Source organism: Hoeflea ulvae (genome assembly GCF_026619435.1).
GTDB classification, from domain to species: domain Bacteria; phylum Pseudomonadota; class Alphaproteobacteria; order Rhizobiales; family Rhizobiaceae; genus Hoeflea; species Hoeflea ulvae.
The window spans coordinates 3,863,268-3,881,755 of the sequence record NZ_JAOVZQ010000001.1 but is presented as its reverse complement, the minus strand read 5'-3'; the positions used below and the strand labels follow the sequence as shown (position 1 = coordinate 3,881,755).

General features: G+C 62.9%; 15 protein-coding genes and 1 pseudogene. 8 read left to right on the top strand and 8 right to left on the bottom strand.

Annotated features, from left to right (window positions below; genetic code table 11):
- Positions 1-12: 12 nt before the first annotated feature.
- The 3 genes and pseudogenes from OEG82_RS18470 to OEG82_RS18460 form a co-directional block, all read right to left on the bottom strand.
- A pseudogene (locus tag OEG82_RS18470) lies at positions 13-726 on the bottom strand (cation:proton antiporter domain-containing protein); the annotation flags it as partial.
- Positions 727-864: 138 nt separating this feature from the next.
- On the bottom strand, positions 865-1,458 hold the full coding sequence (locus OEG82_RS18465; protein WP_267613842.1) for an SCO family protein: 594 nt from the start codon (positions 1,456-1,458) through the stop codon (positions 865-867).
- 77 nt (positions 1,459-1,535) lie between these two features.
- A complete protein-coding gene (locus OEG82_RS18460; protein WP_267613841.1) occupies positions 1,536-1,712 on the bottom strand; it encodes a hypothetical protein in 177 nt (58 codons plus the stop codon).
- Positions 1,713-1,992: 280 nt separating this feature from the next.
- Here OEG82_RS18460 and OEG82_RS18455 point away from each other — a divergent pair, with 280 nt between their 5' ends.
- From OEG82_RS18455 to cls, 4 genes are all read left to right on the top strand, one after another.
- Positions 1,993-2,436: a CreA family protein gene (locus OEG82_RS18455; protein ID WP_267615001.1), complete on the top strand. Its 444-nt coding sequence runs from the start codon at positions 1,993-1,995 to the stop codon at positions 2,434-2,436.
- A 208-nt stretch (positions 2,437-2,644) separates the two neighbouring features.
- Complete coding sequence (locus OEG82_RS18450) at positions 2,645-3,457, top strand: P-type ATPase actuator domain-containing protein (RefSeq protein ID WP_267613840.1); 813 nt, start codon at positions 2,645-2,647, stop codon at positions 3,455-3,457.
- A complete protein-coding gene (locus tag OEG82_RS18445; RefSeq protein ID WP_267615000.1) occupies positions 3,360-5,309 on the top strand; it encodes a cation-translocating P-type ATPase in 1,950 nt (649 codons plus the stop codon). The genes OEG82_RS18450 and OEG82_RS18445 overlap by 98 nt, the downstream gene beginning before the upstream one ends.
- 171 nt (positions 5,310-5,480) lie before the next feature.
- Complete coding sequence (cls, locus tag OEG82_RS18440) at positions 5,481-6,902, top strand: cardiolipin synthase (protein ID WP_267613839.1); 1,422 nt, start codon at positions 5,481-5,483, stop codon at positions 6,900-6,902.
- Positions 6,903-6,925: 23 nt separating this feature from the next.
- On the opposite strand, the gene OEG82_RS18435 is transcribed toward cls, so the two are convergent.
- The 4 genes from OEG82_RS18435 to OEG82_RS18420 form a co-directional block, all read right to left on the bottom strand.
- Entirely contained in the window at positions 6,926-7,702 is a 777-nt protein-coding gene (locus OEG82_RS18435) for an endonuclease/exonuclease/phosphatase family protein (RefSeq protein ID WP_267613838.1), read from the bottom strand.
- A 333-nt stretch (positions 7,703-8,035) separates the two neighbouring features.
- Complete coding sequence (locus OEG82_RS18430) at positions 8,036-9,082, bottom strand: amidohydrolase family protein (protein ID WP_267613837.1); 1,047 nt, start codon at positions 9,080-9,082, stop codon at positions 8,036-8,038.
- Between the two features lie 25 nt (positions 9,083-9,107).
- Positions 9,108-10,970: a TRAP transporter permease gene (locus OEG82_RS18425; RefSeq protein WP_267613836.1), complete on the bottom strand. Its 1,863-nt coding sequence runs from the start codon at positions 10,968-10,970 to the stop codon at positions 9,108-9,110.
- An 84-nt stretch (positions 10,971-11,054) separates the two neighbouring features.
- Entirely contained in the window at positions 11,055-12,062 is a 1,008-nt protein-coding gene (locus OEG82_RS18420) for a TAXI family TRAP transporter solute-binding subunit (RefSeq protein WP_267613835.1), read from the bottom strand.
- A gap of 134 nt (positions 12,063-12,196) precedes the next feature.
- Between OEG82_RS18420 and OEG82_RS18415 the strand changes: the two genes are divergently transcribed.
- Positions 12,197-13,108 (top strand): LysR family transcriptional regulator, encoded by a 912-nt coding sequence (locus tag OEG82_RS18415; protein WP_267613834.1) that lies wholly within the window; start codon positions 12,197-12,199, stop codon positions 13,106-13,108.
- Between the two features lie 453 nt (positions 13,109-13,561).
- Here OEG82_RS18415 and ggt read toward each other — a convergent pair whose 3' ends face one another.
- Positions 13,562-15,295: a gamma-glutamyltransferase gene (ggt, locus tag OEG82_RS18410; RefSeq protein WP_267613833.1), complete on the bottom strand. Its 1,734-nt coding sequence runs from the start codon at positions 15,293-15,295 to the stop codon at positions 13,562-13,564.
- Positions 15,296-15,539: 244 nt separating this feature from the next.
- Here ggt and OEG82_RS18405 point away from each other — a divergent pair, with 244 nt between their 5' ends.
- The 3 genes from OEG82_RS18405 (at position 15,540) to OEG82_RS18395 (ending at position 18,479) form a co-directional block, all read left to right on the top strand.
- Entirely contained in the window at positions 15,540-16,226 is a 687-nt protein-coding gene (locus OEG82_RS18405; protein WP_267613832.1) for a zinc metallopeptidase, read from the top strand.
- Positions 16,227-16,316: 90 nt separating this feature from the next.
- The gene (locus tag OEG82_RS18400) at positions 16,317-17,099 is read left to right on the top strand and encodes an MBL fold metallo-hydrolase (protein WP_267613831.1); all 783 of its coding nucleotides are present in this window, start codon (positions 16,317-16,319) and stop codon (positions 17,097-17,099) included.
- 201 nt (positions 17,100-17,300) lie between these two features.
- Positions 17,301-18,479 (top strand): class I SAM-dependent methyltransferase, encoded by a 1,179-nt coding sequence (locus OEG82_RS18395; protein ID WP_267613830.1) that lies wholly within the window; start codon positions 17,301-17,303, stop codon positions 18,477-18,479.
- Positions 18,480-18,488: the final 9 nt, after the last annotated feature.

Below are 18,488 nucleotides of genomic sequence, written 5' to 3'. Positions count from 1 at the left end.
GGATTCCTCGAGCAGCATGTTGGTGGCGGCGTAGCTCGCCACCACGGCGGCGAGCAGCACCGGCGCCTTGAGAAATTCGGGCACATGGCCGTGGACGAAGGACCAGACGATCAGCTTTGCCGCGACATAGCCGCCGATGATGGCGGAGGCGAAGCCGACCACGACCAGCATGACCAGATTGTCGGCCTCGTGCACCCCGATGTAAACCAGGATGCCCTCGAAGGCGACGACCGCGAACAGGGCGCCGATCGGATCGTTGACGATGGCTTCCCAGCGCAGCAGCGAGGCCGGCCGCGCGTCGAGCTGCGACTGGCGCAAGAGCGGCATGATCACCGTCGGGCCGGTGACCACCAGAATGGCGCCGAGCACGATTGCCGTCGGCCAGCTCAGCCCGCCGATGTGATGGGCGGCAAAGGCCGCCATCACCCAGGTCAGCGGCCCGGCATACATGATGATGCGCCGCACCGCGGTGGAAGTCTCGCGGATTTCCTTGAAATTGAGTGTCAGCCCGCCTTCGAACAGGATGATGGCAACGGCGATCGAAACCATCGGCCGATAGACCGCGCCGAAATCGGCCGCCGGATCGAGAAAGCCGGTTGCCGGCCCGGCGATGAAGCCGGCGGCGAGCAGCAACACGATGGCCGGCAGCTGCAGCCGCCAGGCAAACCATTGCGCGGCGATGCCGGCTGCGCCGATCACGGCCAGTTTGAGAACGATGTCATCCATGTCAGTCCCCCGTCGCGCCGCGCCCCGGCAGCTCAAGCTTCGCGTATCGTTCTATTGAACGTCCGCGAAACGCTGTAAAGCGTTGAAATGGGGCGCGCGGGTAAAAGTTCCACCCTTATGGTCGCAACGGGGCCGGGCCTAGAGCAGGTTTTCGAGCTTGCTGACAGCGGTTTCCGGGTTTTCGCCCCAGGCAATCGTGCTCTTGAACCGGCCTTGCGCATCGAGCAGGAACACCGATGCGGTGTGGTCCATGGTGTAGTCGCCCTCCGGGTCGGCGGCGTCAATCGGCACCTTCTTGGCGTAGATGTTGAAGCCCTTGACCACCTCGGCGATCTTTTCCGGCGGCCCGGAAATGCCGGTGACCCGGTCGGTGACGCCGGCCACGTAATTGCCCAGCAGTTCGGGCGTGTCGCGTTCCGGGTCGACGGTGATGAAATAGGCGTTGATCCTGTCGCCGTCGGGATCGACCTGCTTGAGCCAGCCATCGAGCTCGTAAAGCGTCGTCGGGCAGACCTCCGGACAATGGGTGAAGCCGAAAAACAGCGCCGAGGGCCGGCCCTGGAAGGCGGCTTCGGTGATCGGTGCGCCCGACTGGTCGACCAGCTCGAAGGGCACGCCATAGGGCTTGGCGGCGATCTCGTTCTCGGTCATCTGCCATTCATAGGTGAGCCAGCCCAGCACCACCGCAAACGCGGCGATCAGGGCCCAAAGGGCAATGCGAATGGCTTTCATCGAAATCTCCAGATTGGCGGCCCTGCAGCACCGGGCCAAGGCGCGGGGCATGCGGGACCTGCCGTGGTCAGGTCAAATCAGAGGCACCACGCCAGACCATTGGCCACAAGCGCGTTGAGCAGCGAAGGTCCGTTGGCCTGCCAGGCGGCAAACAGCACTCCGGTCACCACCGCTGCAAAGACAAGGCCCAGGGCGCGGACAAACACGCCTTTGAAGGAACTCGAACGCGGTGGATCTGCGGGCACCATGGTCATGGCTCCTATCTAGCGCGCCGGAAGAGCAATGCCAAGCGACCCGGGCCCGCCCGGCCGCCGACGCGCGCATGTGACGCAGGATTTTCTGCCATCCGCGTCCTATCTTCCATTTGTCGCCCACCGGGACCATATGCGGGTGAGACGCGCAATCGTGGTACGTCGGGAACCGACCCGGCGCTGCGGCGTTCACGACACAAGGAGATTTTACATGCTTATTGCCAAAACCATCCATTCGGCGTTTTCCGCCGGTCTTTTTGCCGCCGCCGTTCTGGCCGCCCCCATGCTGGTGACACCGGCGCAGGCCGAACAGGTTGGCGAGGTCGGCGTCGACTGGCTCGGCAATGACATCCTGATCGACGCGGTCACCGACCCGGAAGTGGCCGGCGTGACCTGCCACGTCGCCTATTTCGACCGCGGCGTCATTGACCGGCTGCAAAAGGGCAACTGGTTCGAGGACCCGTCCAATGCTTCCATCGCCTGTCGCCAGACCGGCCCGATCACCATCAAGGACATCGATCTCGATGAGGACGGCGACGTGGTGTTCAAGGAATCGCGTTCGCTGATCTGGAAGTCGCTGGTGGTGCGCCGGATCTACGACAAGGCCAATGACACGCTGATCTATCTGGTCAATTCGCAGCAGGTCCAGGACGGTTCGGCCAAGATGAACATCTCCACCGTGCCGCTCTACGGCCAGGACGTGACGTGGGAAAACGGCAAGCCATAAGCTTGCCGCGATCGTCCGGTTCGCAATCGCCGGACGAATGCTCCGGCCCGGGCCTGCCGATTTTCGGTACGGGGCTTGTGCGGACTTGCAAAACCGTGAACATTTCCTGCTTCAGGGAAGCCGTACTGCCGGTTCATCGCGCAGAGCTGCATGGCTGATGGCAGCGGCAGGGTGATATAGCGGCGCGGTTCTTGAGCCAGGAGATCGCGTGGACAATCACAGGCTTGACAATGCATATGCGCTGCCGGTGCAGGAGGTGGCCCGCCGACTTGAAACCGATCCTGCGACAGGCCTCGATCCGGCCCTGATCAGCGCAAGATTGAAGACCTGCGGTCCCAACCGCTTGCAGCGCCAGAAGACCAAAAGCCCCTTTGTCATTCTGGCGCGCCAGTTCAATTCGATCATCGTCTGGCTGCTGGCGGTAGCCGCCGCCATGTCGTTCCTGTTCGGGGATATCGCTGAGGGGGCGGCGATCATCGTGGTGCTGGTGATCAATGGAGCCATCGGTTTCGTCACCGAACTTCGCGCGGCGCGGTCGATGGAAGCGCTGATGCGTATCGCCGAGGTCAGGACACGGGTGCGCCGGGGCGGCCGGGAACGGATGATCGACGCGCAGGAACTGGTGCCCGGCGATGTGGTGATCCTCGAGGCGGGCGATATGGTGACCGCCGATCTCAGGATCAGCCAGGCGTCCAACCTGCAGGCCGATGAATCGGTGCTGACCGGCGAGTCGGCGCCGGTGCTGAAATCGGTCGAGCCTGCCGGCCGCGAGGCGCCGCTGGGCGACCGCTCCGGCATGGCCTACAAGGGCACCGCCATCACCCAGGGGACGGGGGAGGGCCTGGTCGTCGCCACCGGTATGAGGACCGAGATCGGCCGCATCAGCGATCTTGCCCAGTGGCGCCGAAAGCGAGGCGCCGCCGCTGGAAAAACGGCTCGACAAGCTCGGTCACCGGCTGGTCTGGCTGACCTTGGTGCTGGCCGCACTGACCATCGGCGCCGGCATCCTGCGCGGCCATGATGTGATCGACATGATCCAGACCGGCGTGGCGCTGGCGGTGGCGGCCGTGCCCGAAGGCTTGCCGGTGGTCGCCACACTCAGCCTGGCCCGCGGCATGTGGCGGATGAACCGGCGCAACGCGGTGATCAGGCGGCTGTCTTCGGTGGAAACGCTGGGCGCCACCACGGTGATCCTGACCGACAAGACCGGAACCCTGACCCAGAACCGCATGACCGTGGTGCGCTACCTGCTCGAGGGCAGGGACGTCGATTGTGACGGCGATGGCGCAGGCAAGCTCGACGCCGCGCCCGACGATCCGCTGGGCTGGGCGGTCCGCATCGGGGCGCTGTGCAACAATGCCGAGCTGGGCGACGGCCAGGCGGATGGACGCGCGGGCGATCCGATGGAACTCGCGCTGCTGGCGATTGCCGGCAGGGCCGGGCTCACCCGCGCCGGTCTTCGCAAGGCCCGGCCCGAGATCCGGGAATATGCCTTCGATCCCCAGACCAAGATGATGGCCACGGTCCATGCCGATGGCGCGGGCTTTCTCGTCGCGGTCAAGGGCGCCCCCGAAGCGCTTATCGATCACGCGACGGCCGTGCTCGCTCCGGACGGGGTGCGGACCCTTGACGATGCGGCGCGGCAGGCCTGGAAACAGCGCAGTTCGGCCGCTGCGCGCGAGGGGCTGCGGGTGCTGGCGCTGGCGATGAAACATCTCGATCGCGCCGACGGCGCCCCCTATGCCGATCTGACGCTGGTGGGGCTTGTCTGCCTGCTCGATCCGCTGCGTGACGATGTCGCCCCGGCGATCCGGGCCAGCCGCGCGGCGGGCGTGCGGGTGATCATGCTGACCGGCGATCATGCCGATACCGCCGCCACCATTGCCCGGCATGCGGGTCTCGGTGATGGCGAGCTGACGGTGATCGAAGGCCGCGAGCTTGCCGGCATCAGGCCTGGGGGTATCAGCCCGGCGATGCGCGCGCGGGTGCTGGCGGCCGATGTGTTTGCCCGGGTGGCGCCGGAAACCAAGCTCACGCTCGTCTCGATCTATCAAGAGGCCGGCCACGTGGTGGCGATGACCGGCGACGGCGTCAATGATGCGCCTGCGCTGAAGAAGGCCGATATCGGCATTGCCATGGGCCAGCGCGGCACCCAGGTCGCCCAGGAGGCGGCGCATATGGTGCTGCGCGACGACAAGTTCGCCACCATCCTGTCGGCGATGCGCCAGGGCCGGGTGATCTTCGGCAATATCCGCAAATTCGTCGTCTATCTGATGTCGTGCAATGTCAGCGAGGTGCTGGTGGTCGGCGTCGCCGTCGGCGCCGGCCTGCCGATGCCGCTGCTGCCGCTTCAGATCCTGTTCCTGAACCTCGTCACCGATGTGTTCCCGGCCTTTGCGCTCGGCCTGGGCCGGGGCGACGCGAATGTCATGCGCAAGCCGCCGCGCGATCCGGCCGAGGCGCTCATGGACCGGCCGCGCTGGGTTCTGACCGGCGTGCTCGGCGCGGCGATCACGCTGGCGACGCTCGGTGCCTTCGTGACGGCGCTGGTCTGGCTCGAGCTCGATGCGGGTCCGGCCGTCACGGTGGCGTTCCTGACGCTGGCCCTGTCGCAGATGTGGAACGTGTTCAACATGCGCGATGCCGATTCCGGCCTGCTGGACAATGATGTCACCCGCAACCGCTATGTCTGGGGTGCGCTGGCGCTGTGCCTGGGGCTGATCGGACTGGCATTGTGGCAGCCGGCGCTTGCCGATCTGCTCGGGCTGCCCGATCCGGGTGCGCCGGGACTGCTGCTGTCGGCGGTGGCAAGCCTGGTGCCTCTGGCACTTGGGCAGGCCTGGCTGATCCTGGCGCGGCCCGGCACGCGATGAGGGCCGGGTCGTCGGCAAACCTGTCCTACAGGACGCGTGTCCGGTGAACCAGTTCAATGCCGGCAAGGCCAAGCTCTGCCTGCACCTCGCTTGTTCTGCCCGACGCGGATCATTCGCCTTGGGGGACGAATACAGCTGTGCTGATGCGAGAGGATTTGATAGAGCAAAACAATGGCGATCAGCTTGAATATCTTTTCGTTGGTTCTGGTCCCGCTGGTCTATGCCGTTGGCGTGATTTTTGCGTTTGTTGCAATTTCACAGGAGCGCAGCAGCCAGGGGGCGGTGGCCTGGACCGTCGCCCTGGTCGCGATGCCGTTCATATCCGTTCCGCTTTTTGTCGTTTTCGGAGGATGGCGGTTCAGTGGTTATGTCAAGAAATTTCGAACACAATTGGCGAAGACGCCGATAAACAGGGATTTGCTTCCGAATATTCCGCGCCTGACAAAAACTGAGTTGGGCGCGATGCAGGTCATCGAAAAGCTTGCGCGGTTTCCGTTTACCCGAGGCAATGAAGCCGACCTCTTGGTTGATGCCGAAGAAACCTATGCGGCACTTTTTCAATCGATAGATCGCGCGACGCGCAGCATATTGATGCAGTTCTACATCATAAATGATGATGATGCGGGCCGGGATTTTGCACAACACCTGATCAGTGCGGCAAAGCGCGGGGTTGAGGTCCGGTTGCTTTATGACGAGATCGGTTGCAACAGGACCCCGGAGGCGTATTTTTCGAGGCTCAGAAGCGCCGGAATATCGGTTTCGCCATTTGGAAGCGCAACCAGGATGGGGAAACGGTTCCAGATAAATTTCAGGAACCACCGGAAAATTGCAGTGTTTGATGCTCAAATCGGGTTCACCGGAGGGCTCAACATTGGTGACGAGTATCTTGGCAAATCAAGAAGGCGCCAAGCATGGCGGGACACCCATCTTCGATTTGCGGGCCCGACAGTCAAAGCCGCGCAATTCTCCTTTCTGGAAGATTGGCATTGGGCAACCAGTGAGCAGCTTGAGCTCGATTGGTCGATACCGGCGATACAGAATGATGCAAAAACCGCTCTGTTTCTGGCCACAGGACCTGCAGACAAGGATGACACGTTCAAACTGTTTGTGGTTCAGGCAATAAATGCCGCGCAGGAGTCGATCTGGATTGCCACTCCCTATTTTGTGCCGGATGAGGAGGTGATTACCGCCCTCCATCTGGCGGTGATGCGAGGGGTCGAGGTTCGGTTGCTGGTGCCCGAATTCAGCGACCACTGGATAGTCGGACTGGCTGTTCATGCCTGGATCGACCGCGCACTGAGCAATGGAGCAAAGGTGCATCGATACCAGCCTGGCTTTATGCATCAGAAAGTCATTCTGATTGACGAGCGGCTTTCTTCCGTGGGGTCAGGAAACATGGACAATCGTTCATTTTGCCTCAATTTCGAAGCCAGCTTGCTTGTCCTGGATGAAGAGTTCGCGCAAAAAGTAAAATCAATGCTGCAGCGTGATTTTCAACGTAGCGAACCGATGCCGGCCGGCCATCTTGCCAGTCGCCCGCTTCTGTTCCGATTGCTGGTCAATCTGGCGCGTCTCGCATCGCCACTGTTGTAATCAGACCTGCTGCAAATACCTGCCTACGGGTCCAACAGCTCGAATTCTGTCTTTACAGGCAGATGATCGGATAGCCGAACGTTCAAAACCTCGGCTTTGTGGCATTGGATCGAGTTTGAAGCAAAGATGTGATCGATATCGGAATTGGGCTTCCAGGAAGGGTAAGTGTTTGTCGAATTTCCGGTAATCAGGTCAAGTCCGGAGCTATTGGCAAAATCCTGCATCCAGGGGCGGTCCGAGCGGCAATTGAAATCGCCTGCCAGGATGGTCCTTTGCCGCCCATGCAACACTTCCCTGATCAGTTCCAATTGCCTGACCTGCATCTTGGCATAGAGGCTCAGATGGGTGTTCGCAATTGTATGGCCCTGTATTGTGCAGACCAGAAGACCGCGGCCTCTCATTCTTCCGGGCAACCGGTATTCTTCAATCTCGTCAATCGGATAGCGCGAAAAAATTGCATTCCCGTGTTGCGAGATCCCGGGTATTACCCTGGTTGTCTGTGACGCGCCAAACTGGAAGCGGGATATTTTCTTCAACGCATCGTATTGCGATGAAAAGCCGCCCCGCCTTCCTCCCAGATCCAGTTCCTGCAGACAGACAATATCGAAGCCGGAAATAAAGCGGCCAATCCTTTTCAAGGTCCTGTCTTTTGCCGGGCTGTGCGCAATCTGTTTTCTGATTCCGAAAAGGTAATCGCTGTAGTGCCGGCTACCGATGCAGGCCTGAATGTTGTAGCTCAGCAGTTTCATTCCAGTCAGGGCCCGTCGCATATAGGGGAAATATCGGAGCAGCCAGATCATCGGGGCACCGGTTCGATTGCGGGGTACTTAAGCGGCATGCTCTGGGTGTTGCAAGCGGTGGTGCCGGAATAGCTGCTTCCTGGTCTTGTCGTCGTCTCTCAAGCTGGCTCTGTCGCACCGGAACAGACGTCGGCTGGGGTGCTTGCCCTTTGCCTCGGGCTGATCGGCTCGGCGTTGGTCCAGGGCCGCCTGAACCGCGTGCCAATGGATGATTCGGGAGCGGCTGGCTGAGTCCTTGATGCATTCCGGTGCGGATGAAGGGTGGGACCGGACCGGCGGTTTGCGACGCCGGTCCGGCTTCTGCTTTGGCTTCAGAGAAGCCAGGGTTGACGCCTATTTGATGTTGAAAACCCGTCTTGCATTGTCTTCGTAAAACGCCTTCAGCACGGCCGGTTCGACCGGCATGTTGTCGAGCAGCGCGGTCTCCTCAGGCACATATTGCCAGGGGTAATCCATCGCATACATCACCCGGTCGGCGCCGATGACGTCCTGCACATACATGATCGGCTTGGGGTCGCCCACGCCCGAGGATGTGTAGTAGAAATTCTCGCGCAGATATTCCGACGCCTTGCGGTTGAGCGGCTTGGCGCCCTCATAGCGGTTGGAACGCGACAGCCGCGTATGCATGAAGTCGATGCGGTAGAGCCAGAACGGCAGCGCCTCGCCGGTATGGCCGAGCACGATCTGCAGTTTCGGGAAGCGGTCGAACAGGCCGGAGACCAGCAGCCGGAGTGCATGCAGCCCGGTTTCGCAGGAAAATCCGTAGACCGCCGCATCCAATCCGCGCTTGAGGAAGGGGTCGAGCATCTGCGGCGAGGGCGTGTTGGGGTGCAGATAGATCGGCACGCCCAGCGCTTCGGCCGCCTCGAACACGCCCCAGTATTTCTCGTCGTCGAGATAGGTGCCCAGCGTGTGGGAATTCAAAATCCCGCCCTTCAGGCCCAGCTTGGTGACGCCGCGCTCGAGTTCCTTGGCCGCGTTGACCTCGTCAAGCGGAGAGAAGGCTGCCAGACCTGTGAAGCGGTCGGGGTGGCGGGCAATGCCTTCGGCCAGTTCGTCATTGGCGCTGACGGCCAGGCTGTGCGCTGTTGCCGGATCGAAGATCTGCACGCCGGGGGAGGACAGCGCCAGCACGGCGATATCGACGCCGGCGGCATCCATGTCGGCCAGCCGGGTGTCGCCAAGGCTGACGATGCGGCGGTTTTGCGCCTGGGCGATCTCGTTGTCGCCGGAATAGAACCCCCACAGCGAATGAAAGCCGGGTTCGCCGATGTTCTTTTCGCGGATTTCCTTGCGGTAGAGCTTGAGGATATCTTCGGGCAGCCAGGCCTCTTCCGTGGCGATGCGCTTGTAAGGCGGGTTCTGGGTTCTCTCGGTCATCTGAAACTCCGTTGGTTGTAGAGGATTAGGCGGGGTGCGGCGCGTCGGGCAGCATCCGGTTCGACACCAGCACCGCGCCGAGGCCGAGGATTGCAGCCGTGATGGCGACCGGGTGGTCGGGTGCAATGACGGCGGTCAGTCCGCCCAGCGCCAGAGCTGCAAGCCCGGCGGCCCAGCGGCGGAGTCCGCCGCCAAAGGCGGAACGGCGGGCCAGCACCTCTGCCAGGAAATGTCCCGCGGCATAGACGGTGAGGCAGGAGATGCCGATCTCGAACCAGCTGCCGTCAAACAGCAGCGCCGAATTGAAGGCGAAGACAAAGGGCAGCAGATAGGCGACGGCGGCGAGCTTCACCCCGGTGGTTCCGGTCTGCCACATGTCGCTGTCGGCGATCGATGCCGCCGCATAGGAGGCGATCGCCACCGGCGGCGTCAGCATCGACAGGAGACCGAAATAGAAGATGAAGAAATGCGCCGAGATTGCCGGAATGCCCTGCGCGATCAGCGCCGGCGCCAGCAGCACAGCGACCACCACATAGACGCCCGATGTCGGCATGCCGACGCCCAGCACGATGGCGATGATCGCGGTGACGGCAAGCAGCGGCAGCACCCCGCCGAATTCGGCAATCCGGCTCAGCGCCAGGGTCAGCGCAAAGCCCAGCCCGGTGATGTTGATGGTGCCGATGATGATGCCGGCAACGGCGCAAACCAGCAGGATCGGGATCAGGGTTTCCCCGGCGCGCACCGCGATCTTCGGGATCAGCCCCAGCCGCTCGGCGCCGCGCGGGGCCATGACCAGATGCAGCGCATAGGCGGCGGCAGCCGCATAGAGCGCCGACTTGCCCGGCGCATAGCCCAGGAAGAACAGGAAGTAGATCAGTGCGCCGAGCGGGAACAGCAGCGGCCAGCTCTTCATCAGCGCATCGCCGATCTTCGGCAGGTTTTCTTTTTGCTCGCCGGTCAGGCCATGGGCTGCGGCATAGCGGTCAACCTGGCGGTAGAGCAGCAGGTAATAGAAGATCGCCGGCAGCAGGGCTGCAAGCACAACCTCGGCATAGGAGATCTGCAGGAACTCGGCGATGATGAAGGCGGTGGCGCCCATCACCGGCGGTGCGATCTGCCCGCCATTGGACGCGACGGCCTCGATGGCTGCGGCATAGCGGGCCGGAAAGCCGGACCGCTTCATCATCGGGATCGTCACCACGCCGGTCGACATCACATTGGCGACGGTGGAGCCCGACAGGGTTCCAAACAGCGACGAGGCGAGAATGGCGACCTTGGCCGGACCGCCGCGGCGGTGGCCCATGGCCGCCATCGCCAGCCGGGTCAGCAGCTCCGAGCCGCCGACGGCGTTGAGCACCGCGCCAAAGACGATGAAGCCGAGAATCTGCGTGGCACCGACATTGAGCACCAGGCCCGGAATGCCGTTGGTGTCGTTGTAGAGATAGAGCAGGTAGCGGGCCGGCTTGAGATAGGCCGCCTCGAAAATGCCGGGGGCGAGAAAGCCGATGAAGCCGTAGACAAGGAAGGCCGAGCACAATAGCGCCAGAACCGCGCCGCAATAGCGCCGGGTGGCTTCCAGCGCGCCGGCAATGGCAAACACCGCCGGCACCCATTTGTGCGGGCCGCGGTCGACCGGATCGAGCAGCCAGACATCGTAATTGCGCGCCAGCCACCACCAGCTCAGCATCGCCACCAGGCCGAAGGCCAGATCCAGCCATTGCGGCAGCCGCGGCAGCGGACGGGTGGCGATCCCGGCCAGCACGCCGAGGCCGAGAATGAAGGCGAGATACTGCTCGGTGAGCCAGACCTGGCCGATCCACCGGGGGGCATCGAGCATCCACAAGATGCCGACGACAGGCAGGGATGCAGCGACATGGGCGGCGCGCATTGGGGGTCTCCCTCAGGTGATGAGGCGGGCGAAAACGGGTGGGGCGACCGGCCCGATGGTCAGGCCGGTCGTCAGCGTCTGCGGTCAGTTGGCCAGCGAGGCCTCGAGCGCATCGTTTTCATCGGTCCACATGCCGCGTTCCTTCCAGAACGCCACGGCGCCGGAATGGTAGGGCGCGGTGTTGGTCGGGGCCGAGAGCATGTCCTGGGCGCCACCACGCAGCGGCGGATAGTCTTCCTGCAATTGCGGGAAGGCCTCGTAGAGCGCGCCGAGAATGGCCTGCACCTCTTCATCCGACGTGTCGGCGCTGGCGGTGAGGTAGATGTCGAATGCCGAGACCACCACCGGATCGGTGATTTCCGGCATCCGCGGATTGGCATTGACGGTCATCGGGTAAAGCCCGGGCAGGCGCTCGTCGAAGAAGGCCTTGGTGGCGTTTTCGCCTTCCAGCGTCAAATAGCGGATACCGCCGGGAATGCCGGCATTGGCCTGCTGCACCATCGGAATGCCGATGGCGGCGGAAGTGGCGTCGAGCTGGTTCTCGGTCAGGCCCTCGAGCCCGGTCGTCAGGCCCGAGACCGTGACCTGCTCGACATCGTCGAGGCTCAGGCCGGCGGCTTCGAGCGTGGCGACATTGACCTGGCTGACGGCTGCCAGCGCGGCGAATTCGGTGACGGTGCGCTTGCCCTTGAGATCGGCGACCGATCGCATGTCGCTGTCGGCGCGGACGATGAAGGCCAGCCGCAGCGGCCATAGCCGCGCCAGCACCCGCAGATTGGCGAGCGGCTTGCTGTCGCCCGATCCGCTGTAGGAATCATTGATGTCGATGGACGAGTTCAGTCCCAGCGTCAGTTCTCCCGCCGAAATCAGCGGCAGATAGACCGAGGAGCCGGTGAAGGGCTGCACGGTGACCTGACGGCCGAGGCGGTCCTGCAGGGCTGCGGCCATGCCGCCGCCGATGGTGTAATAGAGCGAGCCCTGCGGGTTGGTTCCGATGGTGATGCGCGACTGCGCCGAGGCGTCAACGGCGGGCATTGCGAACGCGGCCGCGATGACGGCGGCGGCGATCACCTGTTTGAAATTGTTCAGCATTGTATCCTCCCTCTCCATGACGCTTCTGCGATGACTGGCGTCAGGAATGAACTGACGGTAGCCGAACATGCTTGATCTGAAAATGGAATTTTTATAAAACATTCATGAAGGAAACTAATATATCGAGTAATCCGATGTCTGTCTCCGCCCTCACACTGAAGCAATTGCGCGCCATCCTGCAGGTCTATCGCACCGGCCGGATCTCGGCTGCGGCGGAGGTGCTCAACGTCACCCAGTCGGCGGTCAGCGTGCTGATCCGGCAATCGGAGGAGGCGCTGGGGGCGCATCTCTTCGATCGCACGACGCGGACGCTGGCGCCCACCGATGCGGCGGAAATGATCATCGGCATGGTCGAGCGCATTCTCGATGATGTCGGCGCGCTGGAAGACACGGTCAGCGGCTTGGGCGATCTGACCCGCGGCCGCATCCGGCTGACCACGACACCGGCCACCGGCATGACCTATCTGCCGTCGGTGGTGCGCCGGTTCCGGCAGAATCATCCCGGCGTCAATCTGATGCTGGATGATTGCGCGCCCAACCAGTTCTTTGCCAATATCCGCTACGAGCGCGCCGATTTCGGCATCGGCACCGAGCCTGATGATCCCGACGTGTTTGACTGGCGGCCGCTGCACCAGGATCCGCTGCAGCTGATCTGTCCGGACGATCATCCCTTCGCCGCCCGCGCATCGGTGTCCTGGTCCGAGCTGCACGATGTGCCGCTGATCCTGTCGCGCAGCGATTACGGCGTGCGCAACCTGGTCGAAAAGAATCTCGCGCGTCTCGGCGTGCGGCAGAAGATGTCGGCCGAGGTGGCTTTTCTGGGCAGTGCCATCTGGATGACCTCCTGCGGCATGGGCATGGGCATCCTGCCCTCGCGCATCGCGGCTGCCAGCCGCATGGACGGCGTGCGCGCCGTGCCGCTGGTCGATCCGGTGGTGACCCGCCCGCTCGGCGTCGTCACCCACACCGCCCGCTCGCTCTCGCCGGCGTCCAAAGCTTTCATAGAAATGATGGCGGAGGATGTGGAAAGGGGCGGTGCGGGGTAGGGGGAAGACGGGGACGGTTTACTTTTCGCCATGTGTCGGCTGGCAGGTGCGGTAACGGCGCAACGTAAACCGTCCCCGAAATTTCAAAGGCTTTCGAGCATCATGGCCCTGATTCAGTCATCGTATTTCCGTCATGAAACGCCCCCACGTCGTCATCCTCGGGCTTGACCCGAGGATCCAAAACCAAGCCGGGACGCAATGTGGTTTGGGCTTGGATCCTCGGCTCGGAGGCCGAGGATGACGAAATGAGGAGGCCGAGGTTGACGACAGGAGAGAGCGGCGGATGATGGCGAAAGGCGGGCAAGGTCGTCCTCATCGCCGTCATCCGGAAAATGCTCATCATCCTCAATCAGATGTGCAAGTCAGGCCAGCCATGGAGGGGTACAAACGCACAAATGTCGTAACCTGAACCAAGACAGTCGCTGTCCCCTGAGTGCTTGTCGCTTCCGCCCCTCAATACCCCACCGTCGCCGATCCCGTCCGGCGCGGATCCGATGCCCCCAGCAGCAGGCCCTTGTCGGCGTCGACATGGATCGACTGGGTCGAGCCCATGACGCTTCCCACTGCAATCATGTGGCCCTTGGCCTCAAGTGCGGCCACCGTGTCGCGGCTCAGGCCGCCATCCTCGACGCGGATTTCATCCGGGAGCCACTGGTGGTGGATGCGCGCGGCGTTGGTGGCTTCGGCGACGTTCATTCCGTGATCGATCATGTTGGAGATCACCTGCAGCGTGGTGGTGATGATGCGCGAGCCGCCGGGGCTTCCGGTGACCAGGAACGGCTTGCCGTCTTTCAGCACGATTGTCGGGCTCATCGACGACAACGGCCGCTTGCCGGGCTCCACCGCATTGGCGTCGCCGCCGATCAGGCCATAGGCGTTGGGCACGCCGGGCTTGGCGGAAAAATCATCCATCTCGTTGTTGAGCAGCACGCCGGTGCCCGCCGCGGTCATGCCCGAACCATAGGAGAAGTTCAACGTGTAGGTGTTGGACACCGCGTTGCCGTCCTTGTCCACGATCGAGAAATGCGTGGTCTGGTCGCTCTCATAGGGCGCCAGCGTGCCCGGCAGAATCGTGTCCGACGGCGTGGCGCGGTTGAGGCTGATGCCGTCGCGGATTTTTGCCGCATAGGCCTTTGAGGTCAGGGCCTTTACCGGCACATCGGCAAAATCCGGATCGCCGAGATATTTCGAGCGGTCGGCATAGGCGCGCTTCATCGCTTCCGCCATCAGATGGATGGTGTCAGATGAATTGTGCCCGAGATAGCCGACCGGATAGCCTTCCATCACATTGAGGATCTGGATGATGTGGGTGCCGCCCGAGCTTGGCGGCGGCATCGAGACGATCTCGTGGCCGCGATAGCTGCCGCTGACCGGCTCGCGGATGACCGCCTTGTAGTTCGCCAGATCCTCTACCGTCATCGATCCACCGGCTTCCTGTACGGACGCTGCGATCTTCTCCGCCACTTCACCCTTGTAGAAACCATCGGGGCCTTCCGCCGCGATCTTTTTCAACGTTGCGGCCAGATCCGGCTGTTTGATGACGTCGCCGGGTTCGTAGAAGCTGCCATCTTCCTTGTAGAAGATCGCCGCCGAGGCCGGCCAGGTCTTGAGCCGCTTCTCCAGCGCCTTGAGGCTGTCGGCCAGATCGGCCGTGACCACAATGCCGCTCTCGGCCAGCCTGATCGCCGGGGCTGCGGCCTCAGCCAGCGTCATCGTGCCGTAGGTCTCGAGAGCCAGTTGCATGCCGGCGACGGTGCCGGGCACGCCGACGGCGAGACCATGAAAGCGCGACAGATTGCTGTCGGCATTGCCGTCGGCGTCGAGATACATGTCGCGGGTGGCACTCGCCGGGGCCATCTCGCGATAGTCGATGGCTTTGGTCTCGCCGGACTCGGCGTCATGCACCAGCATGAAGCCGCCGCCGCCCAGATTTCCTGCACGGGGCAGGGTGACAGCCAGCGCCAGCGCCACGGCGACGCCTGCATCCACCGCATTGCCGCCGTCTCTCAACACCTGCAGCCCGACTTCGGCTGCGACCGCCTCCTGCACCGAGACCATGGCCTCTTTCGCCCAGACCGGATGCACCGCATCCATCGAGCTGTAGATCGCCGCTTCCTGGGCATGGGCGGCAGCTGGTGCGAGAGCAAACAGGGCGGCGGAGGCGAGAGCGGCGAGGGGACGGATCATCGGGGAGGTCCTTTCAAGACTGTCAGCGCTGCGGACCAGGTCTCGCGGCGCTTGGCCAAGACATGTCCTCATCGAAAGCCACATCGGCCTCGGCGTCAACCCGCAATTGCAGCCTGGCCGGTGGTGCAGATCTGCATTGTGCGGCTGCGGCCGCCGTGGCCCTCCGCATGGGTGCCCTTTATCGGCCGGGCTTCGCACCCTATGTAAGGCTGATGATGCAACCTCGCTCTGACCAAGGCTGACCATGGCGTTCCCGGGAATAATCGGCGTCCTCGTGCTGCTGGCCGCCATCTATGGCCCGCAATACTGGGTCGGCCACACCATGCGCCGCCACGGCGCGCACCGGCCGGATTTTCCCGGCACCGGTGGCGAGATGGCGCAGCATCTGGTCGAGCGGTTCGATCTCAAGGGCGTCGGCGTCGAGGCCACCGAGGCGGGCGATCATTACGACCCGGAGACCCGCATGGTGCGGCTGTCGAAGGCCAATTACGATGCGTCGAGCCTGACCGCCGTGGCAGTCGCAGCCCACGAGGTCGGCCACGCGCTGCAACACCATCGCGGCGAAGGCGGGCTGGCGCTGCGCCAGTCGCTGGTCCGCATCGCCATGGTCACCGACCGGATCGCTTCAGTGTTCTTCATTGCCGCCCCGGTGCTGGCGATCCTGCTGCGGGCGCCGGCGGCCATGCTCGGCATGGCGGTGATCGGCATCGGCCTGCTGGCGATCCGCATTGTCGTGCATCTGGTGACGCTGCCGGTCGAATATGACGCGAGCTTCAACAAAGCGCTGCCGATCCTGCGCGAGGGCGGCTATCTCGGCGATCAGGACCTTGCCGGCGCGCGCAGCGTGCTCAAGGCTGCAGCACTCACCTATATCGCCGGTGCGCTGATGAGCCTGCTCAATCTGGCGCGCTGGGTCCGGATTTTGCGCTGAAGCCCTCTTGAATTTCCGGTGCGGTGAAGCATCTGCTATGATCCAGACATCACGAAAACGATCAACCGAATGATGCTGAGGGAGATTGCCATGACCACCAGACGCACCTTTATTGTTGGCGCCGCCACTGCCGGCGCCGTCACGCTGCTGCCATCGCTCGGCTTTGCGGCCGCGCATGCCGCGAGCTTCAACCTGATGGACGGCAAGATCGTCATCCACCCGGTCGAGCACGCCTCCTTTGTCATGGAGACTCCGGCAGGAACTCTCTATGTCGACCCGGTCGGCGAGGCCGGACTGTATGAGGCGCTGCCCAAGCCGGACCTGATCCTGATCACCCACCGCCATGGTGATCATTACAATGCCGATCTTCTGGCTGCCCTTGCTGACACGCCGATCCTGACCAATGCCGATGTGAAGGGCATGATGCCCGAGGCCCTGCAGGCGCGCACCGAGGTCATTGCTCCGGGCGGATCTGCCGAAATGCTCGGCATCCCGATCGCGGCGATTGCGGCCTACAACACGTCTGCAGACAGGCAGGATTTTCACCCGAAGGAGCGCGGCGATGTCGGCTTCATTCTGACGATTGACGGGACCCGCGTCTATATCTCCGGCGACACCGAAGGCACGCCGGAAATGCGCGCGCTGGAAAATATCGATCTCGCCTTTGTCTGCATGAACCTGCCCTTCACGATGGACGCCGAACAGGCCGCCGACGCGGTGGCGGAATTCGCCCCGGCCATGGCAATCCCCTACCACTATCGCGGCCGCGATGGCGGCACCCAGGACCCGCAGGTCTTCGCCAAGCTGCTGAGCGACGCCGGCAGCGCGACCGAGGTCAAGCTGCATGACTGGTACAATGGTGGTCTGGGCTGAGCCTTCACGGGTACTACCGCCTGATCGAAATAATTTCGGGTCCATGCTGCCAGCGTGGACCCGTTTTGCCGACGGGCACAGCGAACCCGGCCGTCCGCTGGTCGAAATGCCAATTTGCATCTTCCGCCCGGGAGCGTAGAAGGAGCTTCGCCGGGCACGAACTTTGCCGGCACGCCGATTTCTGACCCCGAAGGAATACCATTGACCACTCCCGATCATCTCGAAGAGCTGTTGAGCGCCACCAGGACCGCGTTCCAGAGCGGCGCCCTGGTCCGTCTCAAGCTCGGCGGCTATCACGGCACCGAGCCGGATCTGAAGCTGGCCGAGATCAAGAAGATCACGGTCAAGGCCGGTGACAAATACTCCTTCACCTGGCGCTACAAGACCCGCGACACCATCAAGAATTACTTCGAAGCCGAGGCGCTGGATCTGCTGCGTACAGCCTTGAGCGAAAGCTTTGGCAGCGCCCAGTTGGCGACCACCGATTTCGACCTGGATTTCGAGCGCCACGGCGCCAGGACCAAGCTCAAGCGCACCGAGGTGAGTGGCCGCGCCGCACCCTCGACCGATCACAACCGCACCAAGAACCGGCCGCTGGCCGCCACCGACAAGCCCTGGCTCAAGGCGCTCGGCATCACCGGCAAGGACGGCGCCGTGCGCCACAACGCCCAGGACAAGTTCCGTCAAATCAACAAGATGGTGGAAATCTTTGCGCCTTTGATTCAGGCGCTTAAAGTGGAGAGTCCGCTGATCGTCGACATGGGTGCGGGCAAGGGCTATCTCGATTTCGCGCTCTATGACTATCTCGCCACGGTCGTCTCCCACCCGGTGCGCATTGTCGGCGTCGAGATGCGTGAGCAACTGGTGAATGACGGCAATGCCACGGCGCGGAAATCAGGTTTTGGGGGCCTGAGTTTTGAGACCGGCACCATCATGGATTTCGACGCCAGCGGTGCCAATGCGGTGATTGCGCTGCATGCCTGCGATACCGCCACCGATGATGCCATCTTCAAGGGCATCCGTGCAGGGGCGGCGCTGATCGCGGTGGCGCCGTGCTGCCACAAGCAGATCCGCCGGCAGATGGCCGACGGCCATCCCGACCAGCGGCTCAACCCGCTGCTGCGCCACGGCATCTTCGTCGAGCGGCAGGCCGAAATGCTCACCGACACGCTGCGCGCGCTGCTGCTCGAACTTCACGGCTACCGCACCAAGGTGTTCGAATTCGTCTCCGACGCACACACGCCAAAAAACAATCTGATCGTCGCCGAATCCGACCTGCGCTCAGCCCGCGATCCCGACACCGTGCGCAGGCAGATCTCCGAGCTCAAAACCATGTTCGGCATCAGGCAGCATTATCTCGAAGGCCTGCTCGAGGCGTGATGGTGCTGC